Origin of the sequence: Aestuariivirga sp. (genome assembly GCF_020252405.1) — a bacterium.
In the GTDB taxonomy this organism is placed as follows: Bacteria; Pseudomonadota; Alphaproteobacteria; order Rhizobiales; family Aestuariivirgaceae; genus Aestuariivirga.
The window spans coordinates 1-17,078 of sequence record NZ_JADCDA010000075.1; the positions used below are offsets into that span (position 1 = coordinate 1).

Consider the following 17,078-nt stretch of genomic DNA (forward strand, 5'->3'; position numbering starts at 1 on the left):
CCCATCGCAACTCCGCCCCACAACCCCCAAATCTCAAACCCCGCTCAAACTCCCGCCGGAAAATGCCCAGGCGTCCGATCCGCCAAATCCTCCCGCCATTCAGCCAAGCCAACCTAACCAGAACACGCGCCAGTGCACGCTTCGATTCCACTGAACCGAAACCTGCACTGTCTCTTTGTTTGGTCGCATTTTCGACTGTCAACCGGTATCCACTTGACCTGAAAATGCTTTATTGAACTTATTGGTGAGCCCGGCGGGGTACGATCCCGCGACCCTCTGATTAAAAGTCAGATGCTCTACCGCTGAGCTACGGGCCCACAGCCGGGCGTAAAGCCTGGCGGATGGGCGCGGAACATAGAGGGGGGTGGGGTGCCGGTCAACTGATTTGCAAGCGGCCTTGCTATCGCCCCGGGGCTCGCGGCATGCTACCGGAAACGCATGAGAATCTTCATTCGACCGGAACTGGAATGATGGACATCGCGGTCATCGTCCTCGCCGCGGGCAAGGGCACGCGGATGAAATCCAGCCTTCCCAAGGCGCTGCACCGGGCGGCGGGGCGGAGCCTGCTCGGTCATGTGCTCCATGCCGCCCGGGCATTGGAGCCGCGCGAGGCCGTGGTCGTCGTGGGCCCGGATATGGAGGCCGTGTCACGCGAGGCGCAACGGGTTTTTCCGGATGCCCGGCGGGCGGTGCAGGTGGAGAGGCTGGGGACCGGCCATGCGGTGTCCATGGCGCGGGACGCCCTTCGGGACTTTTCGGGCACTGTGCTTGTGCTCTACGGGGATGTTCCCTTGATCACCGCGGAGAGCCTGCGGCAACTCGCCGGGCTTGCGGGTGCGGGCATGGCGGTGCTGGGGTTCGAGACGGCCAACCCAGAGGGTTATGGCCGCCTGCTGCAGGATGCCGCCGGCCATGTGGTGAAGATCCGCGAGGAGCTTGATGCCAGCCCGCGCGAACGCGCCATCCGGCTTTGCAATTCCGGGATCATCGCCATCGGCGCCGCGTTGCTCTGGTCGCTGTTGCCGAAGCTCCGCAACGCCAATGCCAAGGGCGAGTATTACCTCACCGACCTCGTGGAGCTTGCCGCCGCGGCGGGTGCGCCCTGCCGGCTTGCCACTTGCGCCGAGCGGGAGGTGGCTGGCGTCAACGACCGCGGGCAGCTTGCCGGAATCGAACGGACACTGCAGCAGGCCTATCGCCGCCGCCATATGCTCAACGGCGCAACGCTGGTGGCGCCGGAGACGGTGTTCTTCTCGGCGGACACGGCGATCGGGCAGGATGTGGTGATCGAGCCCAATGTGGTGTTCGGACCGGGGGTCGAGATCGGCAACGGCGTCGAGATCCTTGCCTTTTCCCATATCGAGGGCGCGCGGGTTGCCGCGGGCGCCCGCATCGGCCCTTATGCACGGCTGCGCCCTGGCGCCGACATCGGCGAAGGGGCCCATATCGGCAATTTCGTCGAGGTGAAGAAGGCGGTGATCGGCAGGGGCGTCAAGGCCAATCACCTGACCTATATCGGCGATGCGCGGGTGGGGGCGAAGACCAATATCGGTGCTGGAACCATCACCTGCAATTACGATGGCCACGGGAAGCACCTCACGGACATCGGCGAGAATGTTTTCGTCGGCTCCAACACGGCGCTCGTCGCGCCGGTCAGCGTCGGGGACGGCGCAACGATCGCGGCGGGCAGCGTGATCACCCGTGACGTTCCCGCCGACGCTTTGGCGATGACGCGCGCGGCGCTGGACCTTCGCGAAGGCTGGGCCAGGCGCTATCGCGAAATGAAGGCGGCCCGCAAGGCCGCGCGCAACAACACGTAGGACTTCGAAGTCATGTGCGGCATCGTCGGCATTCTCGGCAAGGAACCCGTGGCGGACAATATCGTCGAGGCTCTGCGGCGGCTCGAATACCGCGGTTATGACTCGGCGGGCGTCGCGACCCTGACGCCTCGCGGCATCGAACGGCGCCGCGCCGTGGGCAAGCTGAAAAATCTCGCCAGCCTGCTGGCCCGCGAACCGCTGGAGGGCGCCTCCGGCATCGGGCACACCCGCTGGGCGACGCATGGCGGTGTCACCGAGACCAATGCCCACCCGCACGCGGTGGGCGATGTGGTGGTGGTGCACAATGGCATCATCGAGAATTTCCGCCCCCTCAAGGAAGAGCTGACCGCCGATGGTTCGGTGTTCACCACCCAGACCGACACGGAAGTCGTTGCCCAGCTGCTGGCGCGGGAACTGAAGCGGGGCAAGGCGCCGCGCGAGGCGGTGAGGGCGGTGCTCGCGCGCCTGCAGGGCGCCTTTGCGCTCGCCATGCTGTTCAGGGGCGAGAACGACCTGATGATCGCCGCCCGCAACGGACCGCCGCTGGCCATCGGCCATGGCGAGGGCGAGATGTTCGTGGGCAGCGACGCCATTGCGTTGTCCCCCTTCACCAGCCGCATCACCTATCTCGAGGATGGCGACTGGGCGGTGCTGACGCACAATGCGGTCGAGATCTGCGATGCGCATGGCAATGCGGTGAAGCGGCCGATGAGCTTCAGCCAGGCCTCCGCCATGCTGGTGGACAAGGGCAACCACCGCCACTTCATGGCCAAGGAGATCGAGGAGCAGCCGGAGGTCATCGGCCATACGCTGGCCGAATACGTCGATTTCGCCGAGCGCACCGTGCGCGTTCCCGATAAGCTTCCCTTCGATTTCGCGGCCCTGGACCGGATCACCATCACGGCCTGCGGCACGGCATCCTATGCGGGCCTTGCGGCGAAATACTGGTTCGAGCGCATCGCGCGGCTGCCGACCGAAGTCGATATCGCCTCCGAGTTCCGTTACCGCGAGGCGCCGCTGCCGAGAAACGGCCTGGCCATCGTCGTGTCGCAGTCGGGCGAGACGGCGGATACGCTCGCGGCGCTGCGCTATTGCCAGCAGCAGGGTCAGCACACGCTGGCCATTGTCAATGTGCCGGAGTCGACCATTGCGCGCGAAAGCGGGATGGTGTTCCGCACCTGTGCCGGCCCCGAAATCGGCGTGGCCTCCACCAAGGCCTTCACCTGTCAGCTGACCGCTCTGGCCTGCCTTGCCATCCTCGCGGGCAAGATGCGCGGAACGCTCAGCCCCGGGCAGGAGAAGGAACTGGTCGGGGCGCTGATCATGGCCCCGCGGCAGATGACGGAGATCCTCAAGGACGAGAGGCATATTGCGGACATCGCCCGCGAGATCGCCCATGCGCGCGACGTGCTGTTCCTCGGCCGCGGGCTCAATTATCCAATCGCGCTCGAAGGCGCGCTGAAGCTGAAGGAGCTTTCCTACATTCATGCCGAGGGCTATGCGGCGGGTGAGCTGAAGCACGGGCCGATCGCGCTGATTGACGAGAACGTGCCGGTGATCGTCATCGCGCCGCATGACGGACTTTACGGCAAGACGGTCTCCAACATGGAGGAGGTTGCGGCGCGCGGCGGCAAGATCGTGCTGCTGACGGATGACCGCGGCATGAAGGACAACGAACACAAGGGCTTCCGAACCATCCGCGTGCCCAGGGCAAACCCCTTCGTCAGCCCGCTGCTCTATGCGGTTCCGGTGCAGCTCCTTGCCTATCACGCGGCGGTGTTCATCGGCACCGACGTGGACCAGCCGCGAAACCTCGCGAAGTCCGTCACCGTCGAGTGACGGCCTGCGGGGCGGCGGTCAGGCTGCGGGCGCCTCCGGCTTGTGGTTCTCCGCCTTTTCCCCGCCGCCCGCACCGTGCACCTTCTCGCGGCCCCACTGGAAGATGACGTAGAGCAGCGGAATGAGGAAGATGCCGAGCACCGCTGCGGCCACCATGCCGCCGAAGACGGTGGTGCCCACGCCGCGGCGGCTGAGCATGCCCGCACCTTCGGCGAAAACCAGCGGGATCAGGCCGGCGATGAAGGCGAAGCTCGTCATCATCACGGCGCGGAAGCGCTCCCTGGCGCCGGTGGTGGCGGCGTCCATGATGCTCTTGCCCTTCCGCCGGGCCTCCATGGCGAACTCGACGATGAGGATGCCGTTCTTGGCGGCGAGTGCGATCAGCACCACGAGGCCGATCTGGGCATAGAGATTGTTGGAGAGACCCGAGACCTTGAGCGCCAGCAGCGAGCCCATGACGCCTGCCGACACGGAGAGCAGGACCGAGATGGGGATCGACCAGCTTTCATAAAGTCCGACGAGGAAGAGATAGGCGAAGAGCACGGCGAGGCCGAGGATCATCGTCGTCTTGCCGCTCGCCTCCTTCTCCTGCAGCGCGGTTCCGGTCCACTCATAGCCGAAGCCCTTGGGGAGCGAGGCCGCGGCGACCTGTTCCATGGCGGCGATGGCCTGGCCGGAGCTGAAGCCGGCGGCGGGGCTGCCGTTGATCGTGGCGCTGCGGACATTGTTGAAGCGGGTGATCGACTGCGGGGCGAGGATCAGGCGCGCCTCCGCGAAGGAGCGGACCGAGACCATCTCGCCCTTCTTGTTGCGCACCGAGATGCGGTAGATGTCATCGACCTTGGCGCGGTCCACCGCCTCACCCTGCACGGTGACCTGCCAGGTGCGGCCAAAGAGGTTGAAGTCGTTGACGTAGGACCCGCCCAGCACCGCCTGCAGCGTGGCGAAGACGTCGGACAGGTCGATACCCAGCGTCTGCACCTTGTCCCGGTCGATGTCGAGGAAGAGCTGCGGCGTGTTGGCGGCGAAGGTGGTGAAGACGCGGCCCAGCTGCGGGTTCTGGTTCGCCGCGAAAACGAGGCCGCGCGCCACGGCCGCCAGATCGCGCGGGGGGGAGCCGGCGAAATCCTGAAGCTGGAATTCGAAACCCGAGCCGGTGCCGAGCCCGATGATCGGCGGCAGATTGTAAAATATGACGTTGGCCTGCTTGATCGCCTGACCCCTGGCCATCAGCCTGCCGATGATGGCGTTGACGTTGAGCGAGGGCTCGGTGCGCTGGGCGAAGGGATCGAGCGTCAGCACGAGCAGCGCGGAGTTGGACTTCACCTGGCCGTCGAGCATGGAGTAGCCCACGACGGTCATGACGCCGGCCACACCCGGCTCCTGGCCGGCCATGTCGGAGACCTGCTTGGCCACCGCGTCGGTGACATTGACGGAAGAGCCCTCGGGCAGCACCACTTCACCGAAGATGGCGCCCTGGTCCTCGGCGGGCAGGAAGCCCGAGGGCGTGACCTTGAACAGCCAGCCCGTCACCGGGAAAATGACGGCGAGCGCGATGAGGCCGATGACCGCCATCCGGACAAGACGCCTGACCACGGCCGCATAGCCATCGCGCGCCATGTTGATGCCGCCAAGGATATGCCCCATGGGGAAGCGCTTGGGGCCATGGCTGTTCTTCAGCAGCACGCCGCACAGCGCGGGCGACAGGGTGAGCGCATTGAGCGCCGAGATCATCATCGACACGGTGACGACCACCGCGAACTGCTTGAACAGCTGGCCCGAGATGCCGGGGATAAAGGCGACCGGCACGAAGACCGACATGAGGACCAGCGTGATGGCGAGGATGGGTGCGGTGATCTCGCCCATCGCCCGGCGGGCGGCTTCCTTCGGCGAGAGGCCGGGGTCCTCCTCCATCTTGGCCTCGACGGCCTCGACCACCACGATGGCGTCATCCACCACGATGCCGATGGCCAGAACGAGGGCCAGCAGCGACACGGTGTTGGCGGAGAAGCCCAGCGCCATCATGACGGCGAAGGTTCCGATCAGCGACACAGGCACGGCGATCAGCGGAATGATGGTGGCGCGGACGGACCCCAGGAACAGGAACACCACGATAACCACCAGCACGAAGGCCTCGAGCAGGGTCTTCACCACCTCGTGGATGCTTTCCTCCACGAATTTGGTGGTGTCATAGGTGACCTTGTAGCTCATGCCTTCGGGAAAACTGGCCTTGGCCTCTTCGAGGATCCTGTCGACGGCTTCGGCACTGGCAAGGGCGTTGCCGCCGGGTGCCTGGTAAATGCCAATGACGGCGGCGGGAAGACCGTCCTGCCGGCCCAGCGTTTCCATCAGGCGGGCGCCGAGCTCGACGCGGGCCACGTCCTTGAGGCGCACGAAAGAGCCGCCCTCGGTGGCGCGGATGACGACATTGCCGAATTCCTCCGGCGTGGTCAGGCGGCCCTGGGCCTGGATCGACAGCTGGAAGGCCTGGTCGGGCAGCGAGGGGGCCGAGCCGATGCGGCCGATGGCGGCCTGCACGTTCTGCTTCTTGAGCGCGTTGACGATGTCGGTCGGTACCATCTCATAATCGGTGAGCCGCTGCGGATCGACCCAGATGCGCATGGAATAGTCGGTGGGGGTCAAAAGGCTCACGTCTCCCACGCCGCGCACCCGCTTCAGCCGGTCGAGCAGGTTGATGGTGACATAGTTGGACAGGAACAGCTGGTCCTGCCTGGGGTCGGTTGAGGTGAAGGCCACCATCTGCAGGATGGCGGAGGATTTCTTCATCACGCTCACGCCCTGGGCGCGGACCTCCTGCGGCAGCTGGGCCTCGGCGAGCTTCACGCGGTTCTGGACGTTGACGGTGTTGAGGTCCGGATCGGTGCCCACGGCGAAGGTGATGGTGAGGGTATAGCTGCCGTCATTGCCGCTCGTCGATTTCATGTAGAGCATGTTGTCGACGCCGACGACGCGGGACTCGATGGGCTGGCCCACGGTGCTTTCGACCACCTCCGCTCCGGCACCCGCATAGCTCGCGGTGACCTGCACCTGCGGCGGCACGATGTCCGGGAACTGGGCAATCGGAATCTGCGTCATCGCCACGAAGCCGGCGATGGTGATGACGAGCGAGATGACGACCGCGAGACGGGGGCGGTCGATGAAAATCGAGGAGAACATGCCGCTCAAGCCTCCGGCTTGACTTCGGTTGCGTCCACGGCCTGGCCGGGTTTGACCTTCTGCACGCCTTCGGTGACCACGAGGTCGCCCGCCGAAAGCCCCTTCGCGATGGCAATGAAGGAATTGTCCTGGCGCAGGAGCTCGACGCGGCGCACCTCGATTTTCTTATCGGAATTCACGATCAGCACGAAGGGGCCGGACTGGTCGATCTGGACGGCGTTGACGGGAACCACCAGCGTCGGCGCGGCGGATGAGGACTCGACCACCGCGGTGACCAGCTGGCCATCGACCAGCAGGCCCTGCGGGTTGGGGAAGGTGGCGCGGACGTTGACGGCGTCCGTTCCGGTGTTGACCCCGACGTCGAGGAAGTCCACCTTGCCGGGATACTGGTAGCGCCTGCCCTTGCCGATCTCGACATAGACGGTGTGATCGCGCAGTCCGGCATCATCCCCCATCTTCTCGCGCACCGCCAGCATGTCGCGCTGGCTGACGGGGAAGGTGACGCCGATCGGGTCCTGCTGGACGATGGTGGCCAGCGTGCCGCTCTGCGGGCTGACAAAGCTGCCCACCGACAGCAGGGACTTGCCGATGCGGCCGTCGATGGGGGCATGGATCTCCGTGTAGGAGAGCTGAAGCTTGGCCTGGTCCAGTTCGGCCATCAGCTTGTCATACTGCCCCTTGGCCTCGTTGCGCGCGGTGCGGGCGTCATCCAGCTTGGTCTGGGCGGAGGCTTCCTTGTTGACCAGCGTGGTCTGGCGGGTGAGCTCGATCTCGGTGCGGTCAAGGCGGGCCCTGGCCACGGCCACGGCGGCCTCGGCGGCGGCGACCCTGGCCTGATAGGGCGCCTGCTCGATTACAAAGAGCAGGTCACCCGCCTTGACCGCCGCACCTTCGGTGAAGTTCTGCTTGTCCAGATAGCCTTCGATCCGCGCGCGCAGATCCACCTTGTGGAGCGCCTCGACACGGGCGGAGAAGCTGACCGCGGGACGCAGGTCCCTGGCCTCGACCTTGACCACGGTGACGGCGGGGATGGGGGCAGGGGCGGCGGCCTGCTGCTGCTTCGCGCCATCGTCGCAGGCCGTGAGCAGGCCCGATGCAAGGAGTGCAACCGCAAGTGCCGCACCGCGTGCCTGGAATGCCATGTCGTCCTCCGTCCAGAAAACCTTGTGCTAGGCATAAGGCAGCCCACGGGCGAAAGGAAGCGGGGTCCGGCTTTCTCCGCTATGATGGCCGCCGGGCCTCAGTGGTGCTGAATGTCCCGCGGCCGGTAGCTCTTTCGGCGGCTGTCATAGCCTTCGAAATACTCGCGCACCTGAGGGTGGCGGACCGGTTCCCCAGTGTCATCGACGAGCAAGTTCTGTTCGGAGACATAAGCCACGTATTCCGTCTCGTCGTTCTCGGCGAGCAGGTGATAGAAGGGCTGGTCCTTGCGGGGGCGGATTTCCTCCGGAATCGCGTTCCACCACTCCTCCGTGTTGTTGAACACGGGGTCGACGTCAAAGATGACGCCACGGAACGGGAACAGCCGGTGGCGCACAACCTGTCCAATCCCGAATTTAGCGGTCGAAGCGTTGCCCATGACGATTGCTTGCCAAGGATAGAGGCGGAAGGCAAGAGGCCGTGCGGGGCAGGCCAAATGGCTGCTTCAAGCGCCCGCGCGGCGGCTAGATGGCCAGATCCGCGGCGCCGGACTGCGCCGGGCGCATGGTGCGCGGCAGGTTGGGTGAGTGCGCGAGGCCATACTGCATCGCCGCGCGGCGCAAGGGTCCGAATTGCGCGAGCAGCGACAATCCCATCGCACGGCCCGTTTCAAGCGCCATGAAGCCCGAGAGCAGCGAGCGGTTCATCAGGTCGATCGCCTGCTGGCGCGGCTGCACGTCGCGCCGGCGCCGCGCATCATAGTCCGCCATGATCGAGGGCGCTCCCGGATCGTCCTCGCCCTCCATCAGATCGGCGGCCTGGGCGGCATCGCGCAGTGACATGTTGAGGCCCTGGGCGCCGATGGGCGGCACCACATGCGCGGCCTCGCCCACGAGGATGATGCGGTTGCGGGCGAAGTCTCTCGCCACCAGACCGTGCATGGGGAAAAGGCGGCGCGGCCCGATGTTCGACACGCGTCCGAGCTCGCCATGGGCGCCGATCTGGATCTCCGCCGCGATTTCGCCGTCGGTGAGCGCCATGAGCCCGGCGGCGCGCGCCGGTCGTTCCATCCAGACGAGTGCTGAACGGTTGCCGGGCATTGGCACGGTGGTGAAGGGGCCGGCCTTCCTGTGGTGTTCGGTCGAGATGCCGTCATGCGGGCCAGAATGTTCGAAGCTCGTCACCAGCGCCGACTGGTCGTAGCTCCACCGGTTGGCGCGGATGCCGGCTGCATCGCGCAACAGCGAATTGCGGCCGTCGGCGGCCAGCGCCACGCGCGCGGTGAGGCGCTCGCCGCCGGTGGTGGTGACGGAGACGGAATCGGCGGCGGTGTGGACGGACGCCGCATCGGCACCGGTGAAGGTGACGCCCAGCGTCTGCGCACGGGCGAAGAGGACGGGGATGAGGATGCCGAGCGGGAAGTTCCAGCCGAAGGCCTCCTCGCCCAGCTCCGCCGGGTCGAAGGTGATGGTGGGGGCCTTGAACAGGGAGCCCGTGTCATCGACAAGGCGCAGCTTGCGCAAGGGTTGGGTTGCCTCCTTCAGCTGGCCGGGCCAGAGGCCGAGATGCATGAGGAGGCGGATCGAAGGCTGCATCAGCGCCACGGTGCGTGGGTCAGTCGTGTCGGCCTGATCTTTCGCCACCAGCGCCACGCGGCGGCCGTCCAGCGCGAGAAGGCAGGCGGCGGAAAGCCCGGCGGGGCCGGCCCCGGTCACGATCACATCGAATTCGCTCATGGCGCGAAAATGGGCTTCTCAAGCGACGGGCGCAAGGGCGCTGGCGCCGCAGCTGGCGCATGATCCGTTCAGGCGGAATCGCCTGAACGTTAAAGAACATCCGCTAGCGGTTGGCGATCGAGGTGTTCTTCATGCTGTCGCGGCCGGAGAAATGCTCATGCCAGCGGCCAAGCCTGGGGTGGCCGTTGCGCCAGTGGATGTCGGGCAAGCGGAAGTCGATGTAAGCGAGCGTCACGGCGGCGGCGATGGAGCCTGCGTTCACATCCTGCAGGAGGTCAATCCAGTTGGATTCGAGCTCGTCGAAGGTGGCATGGAGGCGCGTTTCGGTGCGGGCCATCCAGTCCTCCCACTGCAGGCCCCTGGGGCGGGCGGCGGTCTCATAGCGATAGGCGACGGCGGAATCGGCAAGGCCCTGGCCCAGCGCCTGCAGGGTGAGCACGCGGAAGCGCCTGGCGGGCTCATGCGGGATCAGGTTGGTGTTGCCCGCCGTGTGGGCGAGATATTCGATGATGACGCGCGAGTCGTAGATGCCATGGCCATGGCCCGTCTCCAGCACCGGGACCTTGCCGATGGGCGAGAGGCTGGCGAGCCTGGCATTCACCTCGGTCGGCTTCACCGCCTCGACCACGTGCTCGACCTTGCCGGCCAATCCCACCTCATGGGCGGCGACGATGGTCATGCGGACGAAGGGGGAAATCAGATCGCCGTAGATCTTCATGGGGGCGCACTCCTCGAAAGCCGGTGGAGTCCGGAAACTAAAGCATGATCCGCAAAAGTGGAACCCGCTTTTGCGATAAGATCATGCGCAAGCTTTTGATCTGGCGCATGATCCGCAAAAGTGGAACCCGCTTTTGCGATAAGATCATGCGCAAGCCGTTGATCCCGCCGCTTTCAGGGGCGGCGGGACGGTCTCAGTATTTGCGCATAAGCCCGATGAGGCGGCCCTGCACGCGCACCCGGTCGGGCCCGAAGATGCGGGTTTCATAGGATGGGTTGGCGGCTTCGAGGGCCACCGAGTCGCCCTTGCGGCGCAGGCGCTTCAGGGTTGCCTCCTCGTCATCGACGAGGGCCACGATGATGTCTCCGTTATGCGCGGTGTCGCCCTTGCGGATGATGACGGTGTCGCCGTCGAAGATGCCCGCATCGATCATCGAGTCGCCTTTGACCTCGAGAGCGAAGTGCTCGCCGCCGCCGAGCATCTCAGGGGGAACGGTGATGTTGGCCGTATGGTCCTGGATTGCGGAGATCGGAACACCCGCCGCGATGCGGCCCATCAGCGGCACCACGGCGGCCTTGGGCGCGCCGTCATTGGTGGCGGAGACGGGCTTCACCCGGCCGAGATTGCCCTGGATGACATTGGGCGTGAAGCCCCCGGACTTTTTCGTGGTCAGGCTGGGGGAATGCGCATCGGGGAGTTTCAGCACCTCCAGCGCGCGGGCCCGGTTGGCCATGCGGCGCAGGAAGCCGCGCTCCTCCAGCGCCACGATGAGGCGGTGGACGCCGGACTTGGACTGCAGGTTGAGGGCTTCCTTCATTTCCTCGAAAGAGGGGGGAACGCCTTCCTCCTTCAGCCGCTCATTGATGAACAGGAGGAGTTCGAGTTGCTTCCGCGTGAGCATGGGCCGGGTCTTTCTCGGTGAGTGACAGCGATTTCGATCTTCGTCCGGAATCGGAACAAATCCAAAACAAAGATATCCGTACCCTTTTAGTTCTGCAAGTGTTTACTTTCCGTAACTGTTCAGAAGTCCAGACGTAAAATCTTAATGACGTCACCCTGGGCTGCCACTTTGGCAAAGGGTGGCCTGACGATGAGCGCCTGGGCCTCGCGGAAAGTGCGCTGCATCGAGGAATCCTGCTTCGCGAAGGGGGTTGCCGTGCGGCTGCCGTCGGCGGCCTCCACGAGCGTGGCGCGCACATAATCCTGCCGGCTGTCGTTCTCCTTCATTGATGCGCCGAGGCGGGCCTCGACCTCATCATCGCCGGTTGAAAGCCCGAGCAGCGCATCGATCAGGGGCTTCAGGAACAGGCGCGCGCAGACGAGGGCGGAAACCGGATTGCCGGGCAGCCCCAGAACGTGCTGGTGCTTGCGGCGGCCATACATGAAGGGCTTGCCCGGCCGCATGGCGATCTTCCAGAAGTCGATCTTCACGCCCGCGTTCTTCAGCGCCTCCTGCACATAATCATGGTCACCCACAGAGGCGCCGCCGGTTGTGACGAGAATGTCGGCCTTCGCCGTCCTGGCGATGGCGCGCCCGGTGGCTTTCAGATCGTCCGCGACGATGCCGAAGTTCATCACACGCGCGCCGAGATGCTCCGCCATGGCGGCGAGCGCGTGGCTGTTGGAGGAGACGATCTGATCGGCGCGGGGCTTTCCGCCGGGCAGCACGAGTTCGTCGCCCGTGGCGATCAGGGCGACGACGGGGCGGCGGTGAACGGCGAGTTTCGGCGCGTTTGCGGCGGCTGCGAGCCCGATGTCGCGCGCGCCGAGCCTGAGGCCGGCGGGCAGCAGCGCATCGCCTTTGCGGAAATCAAGGCCGGCGAAACGGATGTTCTGCCCGGGGTTCAGCGGCTGCAGGATTGTGATGTCCTGGCCAGCCGCTTCCGTGTTCTCCTGGATGACGACGGCATCCGCGCCCTTCGGCACGGGCGCCCCGGTGAAGATACGCACGCACTGGCCGGGCTTCAGCCTGCCCGTGAACCCATGGCCGGCGGCGGAAAGGCCGATGAGCTTCAGCGTGGCGGGCGTCTCCGCAACATCGGCAGCGGTCACCGCATAACCGTCCATTGCGGAGGAATCGAAGGGCGGCTGGTTGCGGATGGCCTTGAGGGGCCTGGCCAGCACACGGCCCAGCGCCCGGTCGAGCTTCACCTCCTCCGCGGGGAGCGGCTTCACGCCCTTCAGGATGCGCGCACGCGCCGCTTCGACGGGGATGAGCGCCATGACCTTACTCCGCGGTGAAATGTCCGGATTTGCCGCCGGCCTTCTCGACCAGGCGGAGATTTGCGATCTTCATGCTGCGGTCGACCGCCTTGCACATGTCGTAGAGCGTCAGGCACGCGACCGAGCAGGCGGTGAGCGCCTCCATTTCCACACCTGTCTTGCCCTCGACCTTCACCGTGGCCGAGACCTCGATGGTGGAGGCCTGCGTGTCGGGCGCGAAATCGACGGTGACCCTCGAGATCATGAGCGGATGGCAGAGCGGGATCAGCTCATGCGTCTTCTTCGCCGCCATGATGCCGGCGATGCGGGCGGTGGCGATGACGTCGCCCTTCTTGGCCTTGCCCTCCAGAATGAGCGCGAGCGTGGCGGGCTGCATCTCGACAAGCGCCCTGGCGGTGGCGGTGCGGCTGGTGACGTGCTTTTCGGACACGTCCACCATGTGGGCGTTGCCTTCAGCATCGAGGTGGGTGAGGCGGCTCATGCGGTCGCCGGAGGGGGCTTGGTCAGTATGGCGCGGGTTGCCGCCGCCACGTCCTGCTGGCGCATCAGGCTCTCGCCGATGAGGAAGGCGTTGACGTTGAGCCTGGCGAGGCGTGCGAGATCGGCGGGCGTGAAGAGGCCGCTTTCGGCCACCACCATGCGCTCCCCCGGGATGCGCGGGGCCAGGCGCTCGGTGGTGGCGAGTGTTGTCTCGAAGGTGTGGAGGTCGCGGTTGTTGATGCCGATCAGCCGCGAGCGCAGCTTCAGCGCGCGCTCGAGCTCCGCCTCGTTGTGCACCTCGATGAGGACATCGAGGCCCCAGTGCCCGGCGGCGGATTCGAGCTCGGCGGCGAGCGCGTCATCGATCATCGCCATGATGAGCAGGATGCAGTCGCCGCCCCAGGCGCGGGCCTCGGCCACCTGCCAGGTGTCCAGCATGAAGTCCTTGCGGAGTGCTGGCAGCGGGCAGGCGGTGCGCGCCGCGGCAAGAAATTCCGGGGCGCCCTGAAAGGAGGGCCTGTCGGTGAGGACCGAAAGGCATGAAGCACCACCGGCCTCGTAAGCCCTGGCAAGCGCCGGCGGATCGAAATCGGCGCGGATCAGGCCCTTGGACGGGCTCGCCTTCTTGATCTCGGCGATCAGGCTCCACTCGCCCTGGGCCGCCTTGGCGTCGAGCGCCCTGGCGAAGCCGCGCACCGGCGGCGCGGCCCTGGCGCGGGCTTCCAGTTCGGAGAGCGTGGCGAGGGTCTTGGCCCTGGCCACTTCCTCGCGCTTGTAGGCGGCGATCTTGTCGAGAATGGTGGCCATCAGCCGTTCGATACCTTGATGAGCCTGGCGAGCGCGGCCTCTGCCGCACCGCTGTCGATGGCCTTCTGCGCGGCGGCCACAGCCTGCTTGAGGCCGGGCTCGCGGCTGGCCACCACCAGGGCGGCGGCCGCCGTCATCACCGCGGCGTCACGGAAGGCGGAGGGCTTGCCGGCCAGCACATGGCGCAGTGCATCGGCATTGTGCAGGGCGTCACCGCCCTTGAGCTGCCCGAAGGACGAGCGCTTGAGGCCCGCCTCCTCCGGCGTCAGCGTGAAGGAGGCGATCCTGCCGTCCCTGAGTTCGGAGATCCATGTCGTGCCGGTGGGCACGATCTCGTCCATGCCGCCTTCGCCGTGGCAGATCCAGCAGGCCTCGCAGCCCAGGTTCCGCAGCACCTGGGCGAGCGGCTCCACCCACTGCCTCGAGAAAACCCCCGTCACCTGCCGCTTCGCACGGGCCGGGTTGGAGAGGGGGCCGAGCAGGTTGAAGATGGTGCGCGTGCCGAGCTCGACGCGCGAGGGGCCCACGAATTTCATCGAGGAATGATGCGCGGGCGCGAACATGAAGCCGAGGCCGGCTTCGGCGACGCACTCCGAGATCTTCTCCGGCGGCACGTCGATCCTGACGCCCAGCGCCATGAGTACATCCGCCGCGCCCGAACGCGAGGACAGCGCTCGGTTGCCGTGCTTGGCGACCTTCAGCCCCGCGCCCGCGGCGACGAAGGCCGCGCAGGTGGAGATGTTATAGGAGCCGGAGGCATCGCCACCCGTGCCGACGATGTCGATGGCGTCCGAAGGCGCCTCCACAGGCAGCATCCTCTCGCGCATGATCTCGACGGCGCCGGTGATCTCGTCCACCGTTTCGCCGCGCACGCGCAGCGCCATGAGGAAACCGCCGATCTGCGCGGGCGTCGCATCGCCCGACATCATCACGCCGAAGGCCTCGCGGGCCTCCGCGCGGGTGAGCGGCGTGCCGGCCGCGACCTTGGCGATCAGGGGTTTCAGTTCAGCCATCAGCGGGCCCTCGCCAGTTCGAGGAAGTTCCTGAGGATCAGGTGGCCATGCTCGGAGGCGATCGACTCCGGATGGAACTGCACGCCATGCACATTCCGCGTCCTGTGCCGCAGGCCCATGATCAGGCCATCGGCCTCCGCCGTGACTTCGAGGCAGTCCGGCAGGCTGTCACGCTCGACGATGAGCGAGTGGTAGCGCGTTGCCGTGAAGTCCTGCGGCACGCCTTTGAACACGCCCTTGTCGGTGTGGCGGATCCGGCTGGTCTTGCCGTGCATCTGGTTTGGCGCGCGAACGACCTTGCCGCCGAAGGCCTGCCCCATGGACTGGAGGCCGAGGCAGACGCCGAACACGGGGATCGTCTCCGAGGCCTTCCCGATCAGCTCGAGGCAGATTCCAGCTTCGTCTGGCGTTGCGGGGCCGGGCGAGATGACGATGGCCTCCGGCCTGGCCGAGATCACCTGGCCCACGCTGATCTTGTCGTTGCGGTGGACGGCCGTCTCGGCGCCGATATCGCCCAGGAAATGATAAAGGTTCCAGGTGAAGCTGTCGTAGTTGTCGATCAGGATGATCATTGCGCCCTCCCGGCCCGGCCGGCGAAGCGCACCGCTTCCTCCGCGGCGCGGAACAGCGCCCTGGCCTTGTTCACGCACTCCTGGTGCTCGGACTCAGGCACGCTGTCGGCGACGATGCCAGCACCCGCCTGCACATACATCCTGCCATCCCTGACGATGGCGGTGCGCAGCACGATGCAGGTGTCCATCTCGCCATCGGCCGAGAAATAACCCACGCAGCCCGCATAGACTCCGCGCTTGTTCTTCTCGAGCGCATCGATGATCTGCATGGCGCGCACCTTCGGGGCGCCCGAGACGGTGCCCGCCGGAAAGCCCGCCACCAGCGCATCGATCGCATCGTATTTGTCCGAGAGCCGGCCCTCGACGTTCGACACGATGTGCATCACCTGGCTGTAGTATTCGAGAATGAACTGGTCGGTGACCTTGACCGAGCCGATATCGGCCACACGGCCCACGTCGTTGCGGCCGAGGTCGAGCAGCATCAGGTGCTCGGCGCGCTCCTTGGGGTCCGCCAGCAGTTCGGCCGCGAGCGCGCGGTCCTCGGCGGGCGTTGCGCCGCGGCGGCGCGTGCCGGCGATGGGGCGGATCGTCACCTTGCCGTCGCGCACGCGGACGAGGATTTCCGGGCTCGACCCGATGACCGAGAAGCGGTCGAAGTCGAGGTAATAGAGAAAGGGCGAGGGGTTCACCCGGCGGAGCGAGCGGTAGAGCGCGAAGGGCGGCAGGCTGAACCCGGTCTCGAAGCGCTGAGAGAGCACCACCTGGAAGATGTCGCCCGCCGCGATATGGTCCTTCGCCTTCAGCACCATCGCCTTGTAGTCCTCGGGCGAGGTGTTGGAACGCGGGGCGCCGATGGGCGGGAGGTCCGCCTCCTTGAGCGAGAGATCGAGCGGGCGGTCGAGTGCGTCCACCACCTCGCCGATGCGCCCGCTAGCGCGTGCGTAGGCCGCCTTCGGCGAAACGCCGGGGGCCGGGTAGACGGGAGAGGTGACCGTCACCTCGTCGCGCACGCTGTCGAAGATCGCCATCACCGTGGGGCGGATCATCATCGAGTCGGGAAGGCCCAGCGTGTCCGGATTGGGCTCCGGCAGCTCCTCCATGAAGCGCGCCATGTCATAGCCCATATAGCCGAAGACGCCGGCGGCCATGGGTGGCGCGTCATCGGCGAGCCTGATGCGGCTCTCGGCCAGCAGCGCCCTCAGCGACTGGAGCGGGTGGAGGCCCGTGTCCTCGAAGAAGCCGTCCGGGTCGAGCGAGGCCTTGCGGTTGATCTGGGCCTTGCCGCCTTCGACCTTCCAGATGAGGTCCGGGTTCAGCCCGATGATCGAATAGCGGCCGCGCACCGCACCGCCCTCAACCGACTCAAGCAGGAAGGAATAGCGCGCATTGCGGGCAAGCTTCAGCTTGGCGGAGACGGGTGTTTCAAGATCGGCGACGAGTCTGGTCGATACGATCTGCGCTTCGCCGCGGTCATAGGCGCTGGCGAAGCTCTCGTAATCGGGGGAGATGATCATTGGCCTATTCCGGCAGAAGGGTCACGGGGGGGGGGGCGG

General features: G+C 66.1%; 14 protein-coding genes and 1 tRNA gene. 2 read left to right on the forward strand and 13 right to left on the reverse strand.

Annotation, left to right across the window (positions count from 1 at the left end; all coding sequences use genetic code 11):
- Positions 1-242: 242 nt before the first annotated feature.
- Positions 243-317 (reverse strand) — tRNA-Lys (locus tag IOC69_RS11205).
- A 150-nt stretch (positions 318-467) separates the two neighbouring features.
- Between IOC69_RS11205 and glmU the strand changes: the two genes are divergently transcribed.
- Complete coding sequence (gene glmU, locus IOC69_RS11210; RefSeq protein WP_290543638.1) at positions 468-1,820, forward strand: bifunctional UDP-N-acetylglucosamine diphosphorylase/glucosamine-1-phosphate N-acetyltransferase GlmU; 1,353 nt, start codon at positions 468-470, stop codon at positions 1,818-1,820.
- Positions 1,821-1,832: 12 nt separating this feature from the next.
- Positions 1,833-3,659, forward strand: coding sequence for a glutamine--fructose-6-phosphate transaminase (isomerizing) (gene glmS / locus IOC69_RS11215; RefSeq protein WP_290543639.1), 1,827 nt, complete (start codon positions 1,833-1,835; stop codon positions 3,657-3,659).
- 18 nt (positions 3,660-3,677) lie between these two features.
- On the opposite strand, the gene IOC69_RS11220 is transcribed toward glmS, so the two are convergent.
- The 12 genes from IOC69_RS11220 to trpE form a co-directional block, all read right to left on the reverse strand.
- Positions 3,678-6,836: an efflux RND transporter permease subunit gene (locus tag IOC69_RS11220; RefSeq protein ID WP_290543640.1), complete on the reverse strand. Its 3,159-nt coding sequence runs from the start codon at positions 6,834-6,836 to the stop codon at positions 3,678-3,680.
- A 5-nt stretch (positions 6,837-6,841) separates the two neighbouring features.
- Positions 6,842-7,978: an efflux RND transporter periplasmic adaptor subunit gene (locus tag IOC69_RS11225; RefSeq protein ID WP_290543641.1), complete on the reverse strand. Its 1,137-nt coding sequence runs from the start codon at positions 7,976-7,978 to the stop codon at positions 6,842-6,844.
- Between the two features lie 98 nt (positions 7,979-8,076).
- The gene (gene hspQ, locus IOC69_RS11230; RefSeq protein WP_290543642.1) at positions 8,077-8,415 is read right to left on the reverse strand and encodes a heat shock protein HspQ; all 339 of its coding nucleotides are present in this window, start codon (positions 8,413-8,415) and stop codon (positions 8,077-8,079) included.
- An 85-nt stretch (positions 8,416-8,500) separates the two neighbouring features.
- Positions 8,501-9,712 carry an FAD-dependent monooxygenase gene (locus IOC69_RS11235; protein ID WP_290543643.1) on the reverse strand — a complete coding sequence of 404 codons (1,212 nt, stop codon included), beginning with the start codon at positions 9,710-9,712 and terminating at the stop codon, positions 8,501-8,503.
- A gap of 103 nt (positions 9,713-9,815) precedes the next feature.
- Positions 9,816-10,430, reverse strand: a complete 615-nt coding sequence (locus IOC69_RS11240; protein ID WP_290543644.1) for a glutathione S-transferase family protein — start codon at positions 10,428-10,430, stop codon at positions 9,816-9,818.
- A 193-nt stretch (positions 10,431-10,623) separates the two neighbouring features.
- On the reverse strand, positions 10,624-11,331 hold the full coding sequence (gene lexA, locus IOC69_RS11245; protein ID WP_290543645.1) for a transcriptional repressor LexA: 708 nt from the start codon (positions 11,329-11,331) through the stop codon (positions 10,624-10,626).
- Positions 11,332-11,450: 119 nt separating this feature from the next.
- Positions 11,451-12,653, reverse strand: coding sequence for a gephyrin-like molybdotransferase Glp (glp, locus tag IOC69_RS11250; RefSeq protein WP_290543646.1), 1,203 nt, complete (start codon positions 12,651-12,653; stop codon positions 11,451-11,453).
- A 4-nt stretch (positions 12,654-12,657) separates the two neighbouring features.
- Complete coding sequence (moaC, locus tag IOC69_RS11255; RefSeq protein ID WP_290543647.1) at positions 12,658-13,134, reverse strand: cyclic pyranopterin monophosphate synthase MoaC; 477 nt, start codon at positions 13,132-13,134, stop codon at positions 12,658-12,660.
- Positions 13,131-13,940, reverse strand: coding sequence for an indole-3-glycerol phosphate synthase TrpC (gene trpC / locus IOC69_RS11260; protein WP_290543648.1), 810 nt, complete (start codon positions 13,938-13,940; stop codon positions 13,131-13,133). The genes moaC and trpC overlap by 4 nt, the downstream gene beginning before the upstream one ends.
- Entirely contained in the window at positions 13,940-14,953 is a 1,014-nt protein-coding gene (gene trpD, locus IOC69_RS11265) for an anthranilate phosphoribosyltransferase (protein WP_290543649.1), read from the reverse strand. Before trpD ends, trpC begins: the two co-directional genes overlap by 1 nt.
- Positions 14,953-15,525: an aminodeoxychorismate/anthranilate synthase component II gene (locus IOC69_RS11270; RefSeq protein ID WP_290543650.1), complete on the reverse strand. Its 573-nt coding sequence runs from the start codon at positions 15,523-15,525 to the stop codon at positions 14,953-14,955. The genes trpD and IOC69_RS11270 overlap by 1 nt, the downstream gene beginning before the upstream one ends.
- Complete coding sequence (trpE, locus tag IOC69_RS11275; RefSeq protein WP_290543651.1) at positions 15,522-17,039, reverse strand: anthranilate synthase component I; 1,518 nt, start codon at positions 17,037-17,039, stop codon at positions 15,522-15,524. Before trpE ends, IOC69_RS11270 begins: the two co-directional genes overlap by 4 nt.
- Positions 17,040-17,078 lie beyond the last annotated feature (39 nt).